Source organism: Mesorhizobium sp. (genome assembly GCF_965229135.1).
Classification (GTDB): domain Bacteria; phylum Pseudomonadota; class Alphaproteobacteria; order Rhizobiales; family Rhizobiaceae; genus Mesorhizobium.
The window spans coordinates 1,147,691-1,163,915 of sequence record NZ_OZ245860.1 but is presented as its reverse complement, the minus strand read 5'-3'; the positions used below and the strand labels follow the sequence as shown (position 1 = coordinate 1,163,915).

15 protein-coding genes are annotated in these 16,225 nt (G+C 60.4%); 5 read left to right on the top strand and 10 right to left on the bottom strand.

The window, feature by feature from the left end; all coding sequences use genetic code 11:
- Positions 1-54: 54 nt before the first annotated feature.
- Both ACO07C_RS05700 and ACO07C_RS05695 read right to left on the bottom strand, forming a co-directional pair.
- Positions 55-1,638 (bottom strand): DEAD/DEAH box helicase, encoded by a 1,584-nt coding sequence (locus ACO07C_RS05700; protein WP_421913232.1) that lies wholly within the window; start codon positions 1,636-1,638, stop codon positions 55-57.
- 192 nt (positions 1,639-1,830) lie between these two features.
- Positions 1,831-2,604, bottom strand: coding sequence for an NAD kinase (locus ACO07C_RS05695; protein ID WP_421913231.1), 774 nt, complete (start codon positions 2,602-2,604; stop codon positions 1,831-1,833).
- A gap of 763 nt (positions 2,605-3,367) precedes the next feature.
- Between ACO07C_RS05695 and ACO07C_RS05690 the strand changes: the two genes are divergently transcribed.
- A complete protein-coding gene (locus tag ACO07C_RS05690; RefSeq protein ID WP_421913230.1) occupies positions 3,368-4,354 on the top strand; it encodes an NAD-dependent epimerase/dehydratase family protein in 987 nt (328 codons plus the stop codon).
- 29 nt (positions 4,355-4,383) lie between these two features.
- On the opposite strand, the gene glf is transcribed toward ACO07C_RS05690, so the two are convergent.
- From glf to ACO07C_RS05655, 7 genes are all read right to left on the bottom strand, one after another.
- Positions 4,384-5,652, bottom strand: a complete 1,269-nt coding sequence (gene glf, locus ACO07C_RS05685; protein ID WP_421913229.1) for a UDP-galactopyranose mutase — start codon at positions 5,650-5,652, stop codon at positions 4,384-4,386.
- Positions 5,550-6,491, bottom strand: coding sequence for a hypothetical protein (locus ACO07C_RS05680; RefSeq protein ID WP_421913228.1), 942 nt, complete (start codon positions 6,489-6,491; stop codon positions 5,550-5,552). Before ACO07C_RS05680 ends, glf begins: the two co-directional genes overlap by 103 nt.
- Positions 6,492-6,765: 274 nt before the next feature.
- On the bottom strand, positions 6,766-7,527 hold the full coding sequence (locus ACO07C_RS05675) for an MBL fold metallo-hydrolase (RefSeq protein ID WP_421913227.1): 762 nt from the start codon (positions 7,525-7,527) through the stop codon (positions 6,766-6,768).
- Positions 7,528-7,531: 4 nt separating this feature from the next.
- A complete protein-coding gene (locus ACO07C_RS05670; RefSeq protein WP_421913226.1) occupies positions 7,532-8,596 on the bottom strand; it encodes an ABC transporter ATP-binding protein in 1,065 nt (354 codons plus the stop codon).
- The gene (locus ACO07C_RS05665) at positions 8,593-9,375 is read right to left on the bottom strand and encodes an ABC transporter permease (RefSeq protein WP_421913225.1); all 783 of its coding nucleotides are present in this window, start codon (positions 9,373-9,375) and stop codon (positions 8,593-8,595) included. The genes ACO07C_RS05670 and ACO07C_RS05665 overlap by 4 nt, the downstream gene beginning before the upstream one ends.
- 2 nt (positions 9,376-9,377) lie before the next feature.
- Positions 9,378-10,223 carry an ABC transporter permease gene (locus ACO07C_RS05660; protein ID WP_421913224.1) on the bottom strand — a complete coding sequence of 282 codons (846 nt, stop codon included), beginning with the start codon at positions 10,221-10,223 and terminating at the stop codon, positions 9,378-9,380.
- 13 nt (positions 10,224-10,236) lie between these two features.
- A complete protein-coding gene (locus ACO07C_RS05655) occupies positions 10,237-11,328 on the bottom strand; it encodes a polyamine ABC transporter substrate-binding protein (protein WP_421913223.1) in 1,092 nt (363 codons plus the stop codon).
- A 92-nt stretch (positions 11,329-11,420) separates the two neighbouring features.
- Here ACO07C_RS05655 and ACO07C_RS05650 point away from each other — a divergent pair, with 92 nt between their 5' ends.
- The 4 genes from ACO07C_RS05650 to ACO07C_RS05635 all read left to right on the top strand — a co-directional run bounded on the left by ACO07C_RS05650 (position 11,421) and on the right by ACO07C_RS05635 (position 15,771).
- Positions 11,421-12,035 carry a TetR/AcrR family transcriptional regulator gene (locus ACO07C_RS05650; RefSeq protein WP_421913222.1) on the top strand — a complete coding sequence of 205 codons (615 nt, stop codon included), beginning with the start codon at positions 11,421-11,423 and terminating at the stop codon, positions 12,033-12,035.
- A gap of 381 nt (positions 12,036-12,416) precedes the next feature.
- Positions 12,417-13,448 (top strand): extracellular solute-binding protein, encoded by a 1,032-nt coding sequence (locus tag ACO07C_RS05645; protein WP_421913221.1) that lies wholly within the window; start codon positions 12,417-12,419, stop codon positions 13,446-13,448.
- 89 nt (positions 13,449-13,537) lie between these two features.
- Entirely contained in the window at positions 13,538-14,965 is a 1,428-nt protein-coding gene (locus tag ACO07C_RS05640) for an amidase (protein ID WP_421913220.1), read from the top strand.
- Between the two features lie 101 nt (positions 14,966-15,066).
- A complete protein-coding gene (locus tag ACO07C_RS05635; protein WP_421913219.1) occupies positions 15,067-15,771 on the top strand; it encodes a TetR/AcrR family transcriptional regulator in 705 nt (234 codons plus the stop codon).
- A gap of 52 nt (positions 15,772-15,823) precedes the next feature.
- Here ACO07C_RS05635 and ACO07C_RS05630 read toward each other — a convergent pair whose 3' ends face one another.
- Positions 15,824-16,180 carry a cupin domain-containing protein gene (locus ACO07C_RS05630; protein ID WP_421913218.1) on the bottom strand — a complete coding sequence of 119 codons (357 nt, stop codon included), beginning with the start codon at positions 16,178-16,180 and terminating at the stop codon, positions 15,824-15,826.
- Between the last annotated feature and the right edge of the window lie 45 nt (positions 16,181-16,225).

Sequence of the window (16,225 nt, the reverse complement as noted above, 5' to 3'; positions counted from 1 at the left end):
ACGGCCCCGGAAGGGGCCGTTTTTCGTTTGGCTTTCTGACGAATCCAACAGTGATCAGACCTTGGCGACGATCCGCATGAAGGCAGGCATGTCGTCACCGAACCCGACCGTGGCGTCGTTGTCTTCCTGACGGTGACGGGCAGGGCGGTTGTTGTCGCGCTGCGGCCTGGTGTCCCCGCGCTCCGGCGCACGTTGTTCATTACGTTCAGTCGAAACTTTCCGTTCGGTATTCTCGGAGCGGATCGATTCCTTGCGCGCGCGCCGCTCAACGATATCCGTGACGGCGGCTTCAGCGACGACCGGCTGCTCGTCATGCACTGCTTCCGGCGTGACATCGTCATTGCGCTTGGCGTGGCGTTCACGTGGCTTGCGCTCGCCCCTGTCCTTGCGGTCGTCATCCTTGCGGCCGGCGCGGCGCGGCGCCCCTTTGCCACGACGCGGCGCTTCATCCTCGCTCTCGCTAGCGACCACAGTCGACAGGTCGCCATCGTGCCACTCGATCTTGGTGCCGATCAGCCGCTCGATGGCATCGACGTATTTCGTGTCCGACTTGGTCGCGATGGTGAAGGATTTGCCCGAGCGTCCGGCACGGCCGGTGCGGCCAATGCGGTGAACGTAATCCTCGGCATGGATGGGCACATCGTAGTTGAAGACATGGCTGACGTCGGGGATGTCGAGACCGCGCGCCGCGACGTCCGAGGCCACCAGGTAACGAAGCTTGCCGTCGCGGAAATTGGCCAGCATCTGCATGCGCGCGCGCTGGTCCATGTCGCCATGCAACGCGCCGGCGTCGAAATCATACTTCAGCAGCGAGCGGAACAGTTCCGACACTTCAATCTTGCGGTTGCAGAAGATGATCGCGTTCTTCAGTTCGGCGTCTTCCGCTCTGATCAGGTTGCGCAGGGTCTCGCGCTTGTCCCAGGGCTTCGAGCCGGATTTGACCAGCCGTTGTGTAATGTTGGTGGCGGCGGACGCGGCTTTCGAGACCTCGACACGTACCGGCGCGTGAAGGAATTTCTCGGTAAGCTTGGTGATTTCCGGCGGCATCGTCGCCGAGAAGAACAAGGTCTGGCGCGTGAAAGGGATCATTTCGCAGATGCGTTCGATATCGGGAATGAAACCCATGTCGAGCATGCGATCGGCCTCGTCGATGACGAGAATCTCGACGCCGTTGAGCAGCAGCTTGCCACGCTCGCGATGGTCTAGCAGCCGGCCAGGCGTCGCGATCAGCACGTCGGCGCCGCGCTCCAGCTTCTTGTCCTGCTCGTCGAAGGACACGCCACCGATCAGGAGAGCGATGTTGAGCTTGTGGTTCTTGCCATATTTGACGAAGTTTTCTTCGACCTGCGCGGCAAGCTCGCGCGTCGGCTCGAGGATCAGCGTACGCGGCATGCGTGCGCGGGCCCGGCCCTTTTCCAGCCGGGTGAGCATCGGCAGCACGAACGAGGCTGTCTTGCCGGTGCCGGTCTGGGCGATACCCAGCACATCCTTGCCGAGCAGCGCATGCGGTATGGCGCCAGCCTGGATCGGCGTCGGCTCGGTGTAGCCGGCATCGGTGACGGCGGAAAGGACCTTCGGCGACAGGCCGAGGTCTGCGAAGGTCAACGCTTCTTGAGCGGTCGTGGTGTCTGAGGACAAGTGTTGCTGTCTTTGGCTGGTTCGGGGAAGCGCAACGGCATCCGTCGCGGCAAGCGCCACGCGCCTGCAAGATTGGTATTGCGAATAGGCGCAAGCCCGCGATTTGTCAACAGAAACGGGTGGGATTGGCACGATTGTCAGGTCGTAACCTTAATCGCGATGCTTAATATCGTGGCCGATTGCCGTGTCGGCTCAGTAGCGGAACTGCTCGGCAAGAATGCGCTCGTTCCAGGAGTGGTTGGGATCGAACAATAACGTTGCCGTGGCCGTCGGCGATTCTCGCACCGTCACCGACGTCACTGCCTTGACCTCGGTGTGATCAGCGGCGGCGTTCACAGGCCGCTTTTCAGGCTCCAGGATGTCGAAGCGTACGGTCGCCTTGTTTGAGAGCAGGGCGCCGCGCCAGCGTCGCGGCCGAAACGGGCTGACCGGGGTGAGCGCCAGCAATGGGGCATCGAGCGGCAGGATGGGCCCGTGCGCTGAAAGGTTGTAAGCGGTCGAACCAGCGGGCGTCGCGATCATGACGCCGTCGCAGCTCAACTCTTCAAGGCGCACCTGCTCATCCACGGTGATGCGAATCTTCGCGGTCTGGTAGGACTGGCGCCAGAGCGCAACTTCGTTGATCGCCAGCGCCGAGATCGTCTCGCCCTCCGATGTCAGTGCCTGCATCTCCAATGGACGGATGGTTTCGGCGACAGCGGCGGCGATGCGTTCGGTGAGGCCACCGGAACGGTATTCGTTCATCAGGAATCCTATGGTGCCACGGTTCATTCCGTAGACCTTTTTTCCCGTGCCCATGGTGTCGCGCAAGGTCTGCAGGAGGAAGCCGTCACCCCCAAGGGCGATTACGACCTCCGCATCCTCGACCGGGCATTGGCCATAGCGAGCCGAAAGGCTCTCCAACGCCGCCTTGGCATCGGCTGTATCGGACGAGATGAAAGCGAAACGGCTGGCGGCTTTGCTCATGGCTCCCGGATGGCGACCGGTTGCGTGGGTCGCTCCAGCGCCGGGTTAACATGTGCGAGGCGCGTCTGCAAAGGGAGACGCCGTCCTGTCTCGCGAGGCGAGGGCGCGGCCGGGAAATCGACCGGCTGATCGCGCATCGTGTCACTGCATTTGCGAATGTGATGACGTTGATGGTTAAGATGGAGCTTAAGCACTCGTAAAGCGGCCTCGATCATGTTAGCCGACAGTGGATGGGTAGCGTGGGGCCTAGCCAGTCGAGGCCGATATATTGCCGGTGACACGCCTGATCATTGTTTTCCTGATGTTGGGAAGCTTCGCGCTGGTCTTTTCCGAACTGGTGCGCCAGTCCGAACAGATGAGCTTCAGGCCTCAGCCAACGGCCTCGCGCTGTGGTGACGCGGTTGGGACGCCGTGCCCGCAACGGGCACTATAAGTTGGCAAAAGACAGGTGATCGTCGGCGTTATGTAGGCTGTCACCGAGGCTCCTGATGTCGGCTTGCATCAGACGCCAACCTGTTGTGCAACCGGGCAGCTTTCTTCCGTGCGGAGTTATCCATCGACCCTGCGCATGGTCAGCCATCTCAATAATACCTAGCGAAATCCAGGCTCGCGCGTTGCAATTCCAGCGTGTCGCGGCGTAGATAAATGCTCTTTGCAGACAAGATCCATGGCTTCATCTATGGCTTCGGAGGGAGCGCCTGTCAGCAGTCCATGAACGGGCATTGGCCGTCGTTGAACGGTTGATGTCGAGAGGAAAACCTCAATGCGCAGTGTATTGATCTCGGGCGGCTGCGGCTTCCTTGGCTCCCATCTGATCGATCGCCTGTTGCTGCGCACGGATCTGGAAAGATTGGTTGTCGTCGACAATCTGTGGACCGGATCCATGCGCAATATCGCGCACATCGATGATCCTCGCCTTGGTCTGGAAATTCAGGATGCCGAAAGCTTCGTCTCACACCATCGCTTCGACGAGATCATACACCTCGCCTCACCGGCGTCGCCCCTCTGGTACATGCGTGAACCGGCGCGCACCATCCGGGCCAACATCGGCGGAGCGCTGAACCTTTTGACATTGCTGAAGCCAGACGGCCGTTTTTGCTTCGCGTCGACCTCGGAGGTTTACGGCGATCCCCTGGTCTCTCCGCAGCCCGAGACCTACAGGGGCTCGGTGGACTGTACCGGTCCCAGGTCGTCGTATGATGAGAGCAAGCGTTGCACGGAAGCATTGCTGTTCGAACAGCGCCGCGTTGCCGACCTGGACGTCCGTGTCGTGCGGCTGTTCAACACCTATGGACCGCGCACCCGCATCGATGATGGCCGCGCCGTATCGAACTTCATTGCGCAGGCACTGACGACCGGAATCGTAACCGTATACGGCGACGGCGCGCAGTCGCGGAGCTGGGGGTATGTCGACGACATTATCGAGGGGATGGAACGGTTCTTCTGGCGGGATCCCATAACTCATCAGGGACCGCTCAACATCGGCAACAATTGCGAGATTTCAGTCCTGGAGATTGCGGAATTCGTTTGCTCGCTGGTTCCCGGCAGCCGCATCGAGCACCATGCGCCGGTTCCCCAGGATCCGACAAACCGCTGTCCGGACCTGACTTTGGCCAGGCAGGTCCTTCCAGGCTGGGAAGCGAGAACCGCCTATCAGGAGGGAGTTCGCATGACCCTCGAATGGTTTCGGGAACAGATGGCAATTGGGTCCGCCCTTGAGAATCGCGCGGCGGGCGCTGCCGCGCTTTGATTTCCATGCGTTGATCGCAAATCGTTTTTTCAAGTCGGGCTGGAGAGCGTGTCCCGGCCACCCTGGAAGTGTGGCTCGAAGACGGTATCGAAGGCCTTGAGAGCCGCGCCTATGGCCTGGTGCATATCCAGGTACCGATAGGTCCCCAGCCGTCCACCAAGATGAAGGTTCTGTTCCTGGCCGGCGCGTGCGAGGTATCGCCGGTATATCGCCTGGTCGCTGCTCGTATCTATTGGATAATAGGGTTCGTCGGCGCGGCGCGCAAAGCGCGAATATTCCCGGCCAATGAGTGTCTTGCCTGTCTGGTGCGGTCGTTCAGGGTTGAAATGGCGAAACTCCGTTACCCTTGTATAGGGTACGGTTTCCTCCGCATAGTTCATGATGGCCGTACCCTGATAATCCGGTGTGTCCATGACCTCCAATTCGATGTCGATGGTTCGCCAGCCCAGTTCTCCCTCAGAATAGTCGAAATAGCGATCGATCGGCCCGGTGTAGACGACCGGCAGGTCCTTTGGCAGTTGGTTCTTGATGTCGAAGAAATCGACGCCGAGCCTTGTCTCGATCAGTTCATGGCCGAGCATCTTTTCGAAAATCGCGGTGTAACCGTCGAGCGGCTGGCCTTGGAAACGGTCGTTGAAGTAGCCATCCTCGAAAGTGTAGCGCACGGGCAGGCGTGCGATGATCTGCGCCGGTAGTTCACGTGGATCGGTCTGCCACTGCTTGGCGGTATAACCCTTGATGAAAGCCTCGTATAGCGGCCGCCCCACGAGGGAGATCGCTTTTTCCTCGAGATTGGCGGGAGGTCGATCGCCAAGTTCCGACGCCTGTTCGGCGATCATGGTGCGGGCTTCGTCTGGGCTCAAGCGACGTCCGAAGAACTGGCAGATCGTGGCTAGGTTGATCGGCAGGGGATAGACCTTGCCGTTGTAAGTCGAGAAGGCACGATGGCGATAGGAACTGAACCCGGTGAACCGGCGCAGATAATTCCAGACCGCTTCGTTCGAAGTGTGGAAGAGATGGGGTCCATAACGGTGTATTTCGACGCCCGTGACGGGGTCGATCTCGGTATAGGCATTGCCGCCGATATGCCGGCGCCGGTCGATCACCAGCACACGCCGTCCGAGCTTCGTGGCAATGCGCTCTGCCAGCGTCGCGCCGTAAAACCCCGCGCCGACGATGAGAATTTCAGTACCTGTCAGCACGTTCCCGCCCATTCCTGCATCTGCTGTTCCTTTGGATCGAGCATTATCGGAGACAGGTCGGCTGATTTGAACCGTTGCCGGCGGATGAGCCGCCAAAGCAATTTCTTCAGCTGATCTGCCTGACGAAACGTTCCTCGACCCAGTGCGTAGTCTGCCACCATGCGCAGGCCGATCGCTGTCCGGGACCGCCATCGGCGGCCTTTCACATCGATGGCTTCATACGACAGGGGATAGAATTCACCGAAGCCATATCGCGCTTTCAACTGATGATATTCCGCGTTGGGCGTACGGCCGGACGCACGCATCGCGCTTGCCAGGACAATTCCGACAGGCCGCGTGTGACGAACAGGCAATGCGTCGAAAATAGCTGATTTTCCGGTATTATCCGTGCCGAGCCTTGTCCACAGGGAGTCTAGGCCGAAACCGCTCATCGAATGCTCGAAGAGCGGCAGTATCTTCGCCAGGATATCTGATCTCAGACACGGAGCCATCACCTCGATCTTGTCTATGAGGCGGAGTTCGAAGCTGTTGCATCGAAGGAATGCAAGGTGCGTGAAGTAGCTATCCAGCGTCAATGCCGGCTGGGCGATATGTAGGTCGAACCGGCGCATGTTGGCGAACATCGCCTCTATGGTCGCGCCGTCCGCCTCCAGATCATCATCAGGCAGCCAGAAATACTGATATCGGTCAAGCAGTTCGGGTTGCTGGGCGAAAAGCACATGGATGCCGTCCCATTTCCCGCCCATGTAATCGACCCGGTTTTCATATGGCAATCGAAACGCGGAAGGATCCGCGCCGAAATAGCTCACGATCAGGTCGAAGCCGCATTCAGGTGTGTCCGCACCCCAACCCCGGTGTAGGGACTTGTCGCCGGCCCTTACGATCACGAGATCGCGTTTTCCCGTTTCCGCCGGCCATTTGCTCGCAATCTTCATGCCTTGGCCGTTCCCTCGGGCTTTTCAGTTTTTCGAGTCTTGAAGCCGCGGCGGCCCCATACACCAAAATCTGTACAGTTGCGAAGGGTCTATTGGAGAGTTCTTTGTGCGCCAGCTGCAAACCAATACACTCCCGACGGGTGGAAAGCCGCAGTCAGGCAGTATATGCTAAATTAGATGTCGTTCTGATTTTAGCAGCTTGGAATTCTAGGCTATCGCTTTTCTGGCCGTCGCCGATCCCGGGGCGTACCCAACTGCAACCACTGTGAGCGTACTACCGCGTCCGCAGCAGATGGCAGCCGGCTTGCCGCTTTTGCGCCAGATACTCATCGACAAGCTGCCGGTAGCGTATCTTGCCGAAACTGGGGAAATGGCCGCCATGCACGACCGAGACATCAAGGTCGCGCATGCGCAGCAAGGTGGCGACGTAGTCGTCGATATCGGAGTGATAGACATCGTCGATCAGGGGGCCGTCATAGATAATGTCGCCGGAAAGGAGGATGCCGGTTTTCTTCTCATGGAGCGCGATGCCGCCAGGCGAATGGCCTGGTGTATGGATGACTTGGAAGGCCCGGTCACCGAGATCGACGATGTCGCCATGCACGAGCAGGTGGTCGGCGGGTGCGGGCTGAACGCGGTAGCGTGCGGTGTCCCAGCCTTCCGGCATGCCATCGAACATCTCGTCTGTCGCGTAGGTGCCGGCGGCGGTCCATTCGTTGCGCGGATCGGCAAGGATCGCCGCCTCGGCCGCGTGCACGCAACGGTCGGGAAACTCGTGGTGGCAGCCGATATGGTCGAAATGCGTGTGGCTGGCGACGCAGATAAGCTTTCGCTCGGCCACGAGCGGCACATGGCGCCGCAGGCTGAAATGGCCGAGGCCGGTGTCGAACAGAAGATCGCGGTCGCGGCCGCGCACATGCCACATGTTGCAGCGGAAGAACGGCTTGATCCATGGCTCATGGATCAGCGTGATGCCATCGCCCATGCGTATGGTTTCATACCAGTTCGGAGCATCAACGATCGGGAGCGCGCCCATGCTTTCAACTCGCCAGCAGGATGATGTCGGCAGCGTCGCATGAAACAGCGATCGTGTCGCCCGGCTGAACGCTGGCGGCAGCCGGAACCTTGGCGATGAAATGCAGCGCCGGATCCTTCGAGGAAACCGCCAGCACACGCTTGAAGCTGCCCTGGAAAACCACGTCGCTAACCCTAGCCAACCCCAACGCGATAGTGCCCGCGGCATTGCCGAGGACAAGATGCTCCGGGCGTATCGCCAAAGCAACGCGAGTGCCTGTCTGCGACGTGCCCGGCAGCAGAACAGGCCCTTCGGAAGTGGCTACCGTGACTGTGCCGTTGTTCGCCGCCGCCACCGTTCCCGAAACGAGCGTGCTTTCGCCCATGAACGTCGCTGAAAAGCGCGTTGCCGGCCGTGCGTAGACGCGCTCGGGCGCACCTTCGTCCTCGATGCGTCCGTCATTCATCACCACGCAATGGTCGGCGAGCGCCATCGCTTCTTCCTGATCGTGTGTGACATGGATAAAGGCGGTGCCGACACGCTTCTGGATCGCCTTCAACTCGTCCTGCATCTGCCGGCGCAGTTTCAGGTCGAGCGCTCCTAGAGGTTCGTCGAGCAGAAGCACCGCTGGCTCGACAACCAGCGCGCGGGCCAGCGCCACGCGCTGCCGCTGGCCGCCGGAAAGCTGGTGCGGTTTCTTGTCGAAGGCGGAGCCCAGTCCGACCAGCGCCAACGCCTCGCGCGCTCGTGCGGCGCGCGTTGCGCCATCGACGCCCTGCATACGCAGACCAAAGCCGACATTGCTGCCGACGCTCATATGCGGAAACAGGGCGTAGTCCTGGAACACTGTTGTCGTGGGACGTTTTGCCGGCGGTACAGCGGTACAGTCTTCGCCGCGGATGAACACCTTGCCTTCGCTCGGTGTGATGAAGCCGCCAAGAATGGAAAGCAGTGTCGTCTTGCCGGACCCGGAAGGTCCGAGCAGGATGGTATAGCTGCCGGGTTCGATGGCGAGAGAGACATCTTTCAACACGGCAAGCTGGCCGAAACGGTGCGAAACGTTGCGAATGTCGACGAGGGGCGCGCTCATGCCGGCTTTCTCCGCAACAATGTCAGCTCGAACAGAACCACCAGCACGATGGAGACGGCAAAGACCAGCGAGCCGACGGCATTGGTCTTGGGATTGAGGCCGGAGCGCAGTAGATTCCAGATTTCCACCGGCAGGGTGGTGTCGAAGCGCGTCAGCAGGAAGGAGATCACGAACTCGTCCCAGGAGAATGTCATCGACAGGAAGAAGCCGGCGAAGATGGCCGGCGCCATGACGGGCACGGTGATCAGCAGCAGGACCTTCCATTCGGGTGCGCCGAGGTCGCGCGCGGCGCGCTCGATGTTGATCTGGTGATCGCCCATCTGGCTGTAGATGATGGCGAAGCACAGAGGCAAATTGATCACCACGTGGCCAATGCCGGCCAACAAGAGTGACTTCGGCACGCCGGCCCAGTTGAACAGCACCAACAGTCCCATGCCGATGATGAGATAGCTGACCGTCAATGGCAGCGTGATCAATCCGCGCAACAGGCCGGAGCCTGGCAGGACGAAGCGTGCAAAGCCCCACGCCGAGAGGAAGCCGAGCGTGACGGCGGTGGCCGAGGAGAGAACCGCGACCATGAGCGAATTGACCAGCGCCGAGGTCAGCCGGGTGTCTGAAAGAACCGCGTCGTACCACCGCAGCGACGGGCCAGTGAAGGGCGGGATCGGAAACGACGTCGCCTGCAGCGAAAACAGCACCAGCACGACCACCGGCAGGAAGATGAAGGCGTATATGGCAAGGGCGTACAGCCACGAAGCGATGCGGACGATCCGGCGCATGGTCAGGCCCGCTCGATCTTCAGCCAGCGCGCGCAGGCGAGATAGGCGACAGTGACGACCGCCATCAGGATGATCGCCAGTGCAGAGGCGAGGGGAAAATCGCCGCGCCGGCCGATCTGCATCATCACAAGCTGAGGCATCAGAAGCTCATTGTTGCCGCCCAGGATCTGCGGCGTAATGTAGTCGCCGATGCACAGCACGAAGGTGAGGAAAGCGCCGACCATGATGCCGGGCAGGGTCAGCGGCAGGACAACGTGCAGGAAGGTGCGCACTGGCCCGGCGCCGAGATCGGCGGCGGCCTTGCGATAGCTTGGGCTGAGCTGCTTCAAATTGGCGAAGATCGTCAGCGTCAAAAGCATGACGAAGAAATGCACGAAGCCGGTGACTGTGGCGAAGCGCGTGTTGGCAAGCTGCAGCGGCTCGGCGAGCAGGCCGGAACCGGTGAGCGCGCGGTTGATAACGCCGTTCTGGGCGAGCACCAGCAGCCAGGAATAGGAGCGCACGACATAGGAGGTCCAGAACGGCAACACGGCAAGCATCAGCGCCAGCCGCTGCCAACGTTCGGGTACTTGTTCGGCGAGGATCCAGGCGAAGGGATAGGCGAGCAGTACCGAGACCACGGTGACGAGCGCCGTCACCTGCAGCGAGTTCACCATCGCCTGCCAGTAGGACGGGTTTGTGAAGAACTGGCTGTAATTGGACAATGTGAAGCCGCCGCCTTCATGCGCCGTGAGGCTGGAAAGCCCCATGGCGATGAAAGGCAGCACGAAGAACAGCAGCGTCCAGCCGAGCGCCGGCGTGACCAGCGCCCAGGGCAGGGCACGCCCATTGTTTCCAGCAGTGCTCATCAGCGGCAGTCGCTCACTTCGCCTGCAGCATTTCGGTCCACATGTCCTGCATTTTCTTGTCGAGATCGGCGTTCGGCGCCGGATAGGCTTGGGCACGGGCGAGGAATTCCGGCTGTTCGCCGAAGCGCAGGATCTTCTTCTGATCGTCGGTCAGCGCCGCCTTGGTGTTGGAGGGCATGCCCCAGTAGCACGACGAGGTGGCAAGGCGCGCCTGGCCTTCCGGGCTCATGATGTACTGGATGAATTTCAGCGCCAAGTCCTTGTTCTTGGAATCCTTGAACATGGCCAGCGACTGCGACCACAGCACCGCGCCTTCCTTGGGGATCGAGAAATCCAGTGCCGGGTTTTCCTTAGCCAACCCCGCGGTCACCCACTCGCCGCCGCCGACCAGAATGTCGACCTCGCCCGTCGCCAGCGCCGTCTGGCTGGCTGTCACTTCGCCGACCAGCTTGGCATTGGCCTTCATCTTGAGAAGTTCGGCCTTGAGGGCGGGCAAATCGGCTTCGGTGAGATCAGCCGTCTTCTTGCCGATGGCCAGAGCCGCCATGCCGATCACCGGCAGATAGTAGTCGTAGATGGCGACCTTGCCCTTGTATTTGTCTGATGTCAGCGACGCCAGCGACTGCATGTCGGCCGGATCGACCTTGGTCTTGTTGTAGCCGATCGTGTTGTAGCCGAATTTTTCGGTGATGCCGTAGCGCTTCCCACCGACGACGGTTGAACCGTCCATCTTCACCTGCGGGAACATGTCGGCCAACGGCAGCTTGTCCTCCGGCAACGGCTCGAAGAGGCCCTTTTCCACGCCGCGCGGCACATCGATGCTGTCGATCACCATGACGTCCCAGTCGCCGGGCTGCGATTGCTCGACGATGGCGAGGCCCGCGCCGGTGCCCTCGAATTCCTTGACGTTGACCTTGACGTTGTTGGCCTGCTCGAACGGTTGCAGCAGCGCCGGGTCGGAATGATCGCACCAGATCAAGGCGTTGAGATCAGCTGCCTGGGCGATGCCGCCGGCCGCCAGCAGAAGCGCCACGGCGGCACATGCGGTGCGCAGGCGGGCCTTCACGGCGGAGTGAGGATTCGTGGATGCGGATTTCATGGACATCGAGTGCTCTCCCTTTGCCTTAGTGGCTTCTTGCAAAAAATTGAACCAATTCTAAAATTGAGTCAATTCTGTTTTTGTGGCAAGAGGCTGATATGAGCGGATTGCGGGCAAGGCAAAAAGCGGATCGGCACAGGCGCATCATCGAGGCGGCGGCGGCGCTTTTTCGCGAAGCCGGCTATGAAGGCGCCAAGATCGAGGCAATCGCAACGCAGGCCGAGGTCTCGATCGGCACGATTTACAACTACTATCAAAACAAGGGTGACATCCTCGGCGCCATCGTATCGCTGGAAGTCAACGAAGTGCTCAATGCCGGGCGTGGGGTGGTCGCCAACCCGCCGGCCAATGTCGGCGATGCGCTGGATACGCTCGTCGGCATCTACATCGAGCACTCCTTGCACTACCTCAGCAAGGAGATGTGGCGGCAGGCCATGGCGATCTCCACGCAGTTGCCCGACAGCCCGTTCGGACAGGCCTACACCGCGCTTGACCGCTCGCTGACCGAGCAGATCAGCGCGCTGATCGCGCGGTTGCAGGCGCTTGGCCTTGTGCGGCAGGACATTGACGGCCAGGCGCTGGGTGAGCTGATCTTCAACAACATGAACATGATGTTCATCGAGTTCGTGAAACGCGACGAGGCGAGGATACCCGAATTGCGGCTCGCGATACGACGGCAGAACCGGATACTGGTTGCCGCGATTGCTACGTGACGGGGGTCCGTGTCCGGTGCGGGCCAGGAACCTTTCTTGGCGCAATCATTCCGACTCCAGGGCCCCTGGGAAACACGACTTCAAACACCATCCGAATGTGCTTATCCCGCACGATTGGTTCCTTGTGCCGACCTGATCGACCGCAGCGATCCTGCGGCGAAAAGATATTGACTGTATAGTTAGTCATGTTATCCCTGTGATTGTCGATCGGGTTGGACAGCCGGCTTGCCGGTGAATGGCCACTTTGAAATCGCGAGGGGAATATCCTGGCACCCATCTGGGTTGCCGTTGCGGCGAAGGCGTCGCCACCATCCTTTTCTTCAGCAGGAAACGGACCTGAGGCCGCGTTGCCGCCGGTCCCAACAATGGGAGCAAGTAAGCATGAACTGGAAACTGACCGCGACGGCCATCGCGCTGTCGCTGCTGTGCGCGGGCGCCGCCCGGGCCGACGGTGAACTCAACATCTACAATTGGGGCAATTACACCAATCCCGATCTGATCAAGAAATTCGAGGAGACCTACAAGGTCAAGGTTACCGTTACCGACTACGATTCCAACGACACCGCGTTGGCCAAGGTCCGCCAGGGCGCCTCCGGCTATGACATCGTTGTGCCCTCGGCCAGCGTCGTGCCGATCTGGATCAGCGAGGGCCTCCTGCTGGAGACTGATCCCAACAAGATGGACAACTTCAAGAACGTCGATCCGCGATGGGTTGATGTGCCTTTCGATCCGGGCCGCAAATACACTGTTCCGTGGCAATGGGGCACGACCGGTGTGTCGGTGAACAAAGCGGTCTATTCCGGCGACATCAACACCTCTGCCATCTTCCTCGATCCGCCGCCTGAGCTTGCCGGCAAGATCAATGTCGTTCCCGAGATGGGGGACATCATGTTCCTGGCCATCGCGTACGAAGGTGGCAAATACTGCACCGATGACATGCAGGTGCTGAAGAAGGTCCACGACAAGCTCATCGAGGCCAAGGGAAAATGGCTTTCGCTCGACTATGCGGCGGTCGACGGCCTGGGCAGAGGCGACATCGCTGCCGGAGTCAACTGGAACGGTATTTCCCTGCGGCAGCGGCTGCAGAACGACAAGATCGTTTACGGCTATCCGAAGGAAGGCTTTCCGATCTGGATGGACAATGTCGCCGTTCTCAAGGATGCCAAGAATGTCGAAAATGCCAAGCTCTTCCAGAACTTCATCATGGACCCGCGGAACGCTGCGTTGATTTCGGCCTTCGCGCGCTACGCGAATGGCATCAAGGGCTCGGAAGCCTTCATGCCCGACGACATGAAGAATGCGCCGGAGGTGGTTATCCCGGCTGAATTCGCCGACAAGGGTCAGTTCATGCCGGCCTGCCCTTCGAATATTCAGGCGCTTTACACAAAGATCTGGACCGATCTCCAGAAATAGCCTGCCGAGCCTTTCCCGCGCCGCGACACGCGGCGCGGCCATCTCCATTCATTTGAGCAGAGCGATCTGGCGATCGCGGGAGACTTTCCATGACCGATCTCGACCTTTGCTACATGCCGGCCAGCGAAGCGCTGCGGCTGTTCAAGGCGAAGAAACTTTCGCCCGTCGAATTGATGCAAGCCACCATCAGTCGCGCCGAAACCATCAAATCCACGATCAACTGCCTTACCTTCACGCATTTCGACGAGGCCATGGATCTGGCACGGAAGGCCGAGGCCAAATACGCCAAGGGCGGCAAGACTGGCGCCCTCGAAGGGCTGCCCATCGGCATCAAGGACGAGAGCTACATCAAGGGCAAACCCACATCGCACGGCTCGCTTCTGTCCAAGGACGCCATCGGCGGCCACACGTCGACGATGAATGAGCGCATCATGAAGGCGGGCGGCATCGTGCATGCCCGCACGGCCACGCCGGAATTCAGTTGCGCCGGCTACACGTGGTCCAAGCGCTGGGGCGTGACACGCAATCCGTGGAATCCCGACTTCACGCCGGGCGGCTCGTCCGGTGGCGCGGCGGCGACACTGGCCTCGGGCACAGCGTCGATCGCGACCGGCTCTGACATTGGCGGGTCGATCCGCATTCCGGCGTCGGCTTCCGGTCTCGTCGGCTTCAAGCCGCCTTATGGGCGAAACCCGGATGATCCGCCCTTCAATCTCGATTTCTATTGCCACACGGGTCCATTGGCGCGCACCGTCAAGGACGCCATCCTCCTGCAGAATGTGATGGCGGGACCGAGCCCGCTGGACATCGCCACGCTTCGCCCCAAGCTGCGCTTGCCGCTCGACTACAAGCCGATCCATGGTTGGAAGATAGGTTTCTCCATGGATCTCGGCTCCTATGAGATTGATCCGGAGGTGCGCAAGAACACGCTTGCCGCGTGCGACGTCTTCCGCTCGCTGGGGGCCACGGTCGAGGAGGTCGATCTGGGCTGGGGCGATGAAGTGCTCAAGGCCGCCATGATGTATCTCGAGCATCTGTTCGGCGCGTCGCTGTCGCAGTTGCTCAGCCGTCATGCCGACGACATGACCAGCTATGCCCGCAAGTTCGCCGAGGACGGGCAAAAATCGAAAGCCACGGATTTTGTCGCAACGCTGGATGTTGCCGCCAGGATGTATCAGACGCTTGGGCCACTGCTGGAAAAATACGATGTGCTGATCTGCCCGACGAATGCAATTCCGGCGGTGCCGGCGGAGTTCGACCAGACCACGGACACTGTCGAGATCAACGGGAAGCAGGTGAACCCGTCGCTTGGCTGGGTGCTGACGACGCCATTCAACATGATGAGCCGCTGCCCGGTCCTGTCGATACAATCGGGCAGGGCGTCGAATGGCGTGCCGACGGGGATCCAGATTGTCGGACGCACCTATTGTGACGCCGATGTGTTTCAGGCAGCAATGGCGTATGAGACGGCGCGGGGCCAATGGTACGGTAACGCGCGGACGCGACCGGCGCTTTGATCGCGGATAGGTAACACCCGCAACGGAGGCTTGGGCGCCGGCTCCTTCAATGGTGAGCCGGCGGGATATCCACTGCAGGGTTCGAACGGGACTGGACGACAATGGCGCAACGCAAGGCAACCGTGGCACCGGAGATCCGCAAGGTTGCAAAGGCGGAGCATTCCAAGCCCGCCCCCGTCTTCAAGGATCGCCGGCGCGAACGTGGCGAGGCGAGCATCCAGCGGATCATCGATGCCACGATCGAGCTCATCGCCGAGGAGGGGCTGGCGACCGTCACCATGCAGCGCATTGCCGAGCATGCAGGCTCGTCCAATGCACTCGTCGTGTTTCACTTCCGCAGCAAGGAAAACCTCTTCAGGGCTGTTCTGCAGTATCTCAGTGACCAGTATGACGAACTGTGGGCGACACTGGTGCGCCCTCCAGGCCTGTCACCGGCGCAGAGGCTGATGGGCGCGCTCGAATGCGCGCAGAGGTTTTCACGACTGCATCCCAAGTGGGTGTCGGTCTTCGTCGTCTTCTCCAGCGATCGCAAGAGCATGCAGATCTACAACGAAATCGGCATGCCGAATGATCTCGCCTACACGGCCGAGGCGCGTGAATTTCTCATCGAGATCGCTGCAATAGGCGGCTACACCGACGTCGATACGGACACGCTGGCCGAGAGCCTCAACTATCTCGTTCACGGCGCATGGTTCTGGGACCACCTGAACCCACCGGAAGGCCGATCCGATGTCCTGCGCAAGACAACGCTGATGCTGCTGCACCAGGCATTCCCACGGCATTTTGATCTGGCCCCGCGCGGCTAACCGCGCCTTCGGGACTGCATGCCCGGTTGCATGCACCGCAATGGGAACCAGGTCACGCCTCGAAGTGCAGGATGTAGAGTTTTCGCGTCTTCTCGTGAATGGTCCACTCGCCCTGCCAGCCCTTGGGCAGGACAAGCATCTCGCCAGGGCCGACGGTCTCGCTGCGACCATCAGGACCGTGCAATGTGACGCGGCCCGACACGATGTGGCAGGTTTCGGAATTCGTGTCGCGCGCGGCCGTGAACCGGCCTGGCGTGCACTCCCACACGCCCACCTCAAGTGTCCCTTCCGGCGACGTCCATAATGTCCTTGATGCTTCGACCTGCTCCCCGCTGATCGACGTTGGCTTGGGTTCCGGCGCACCAAGATCGATGGAAGCGAGGTGGGCAAAGGTCTGGAAGTCGGTCATGATGGTCTCCGGGCAGGCACTGAAATGCTTGTAGGGCTTATGTGC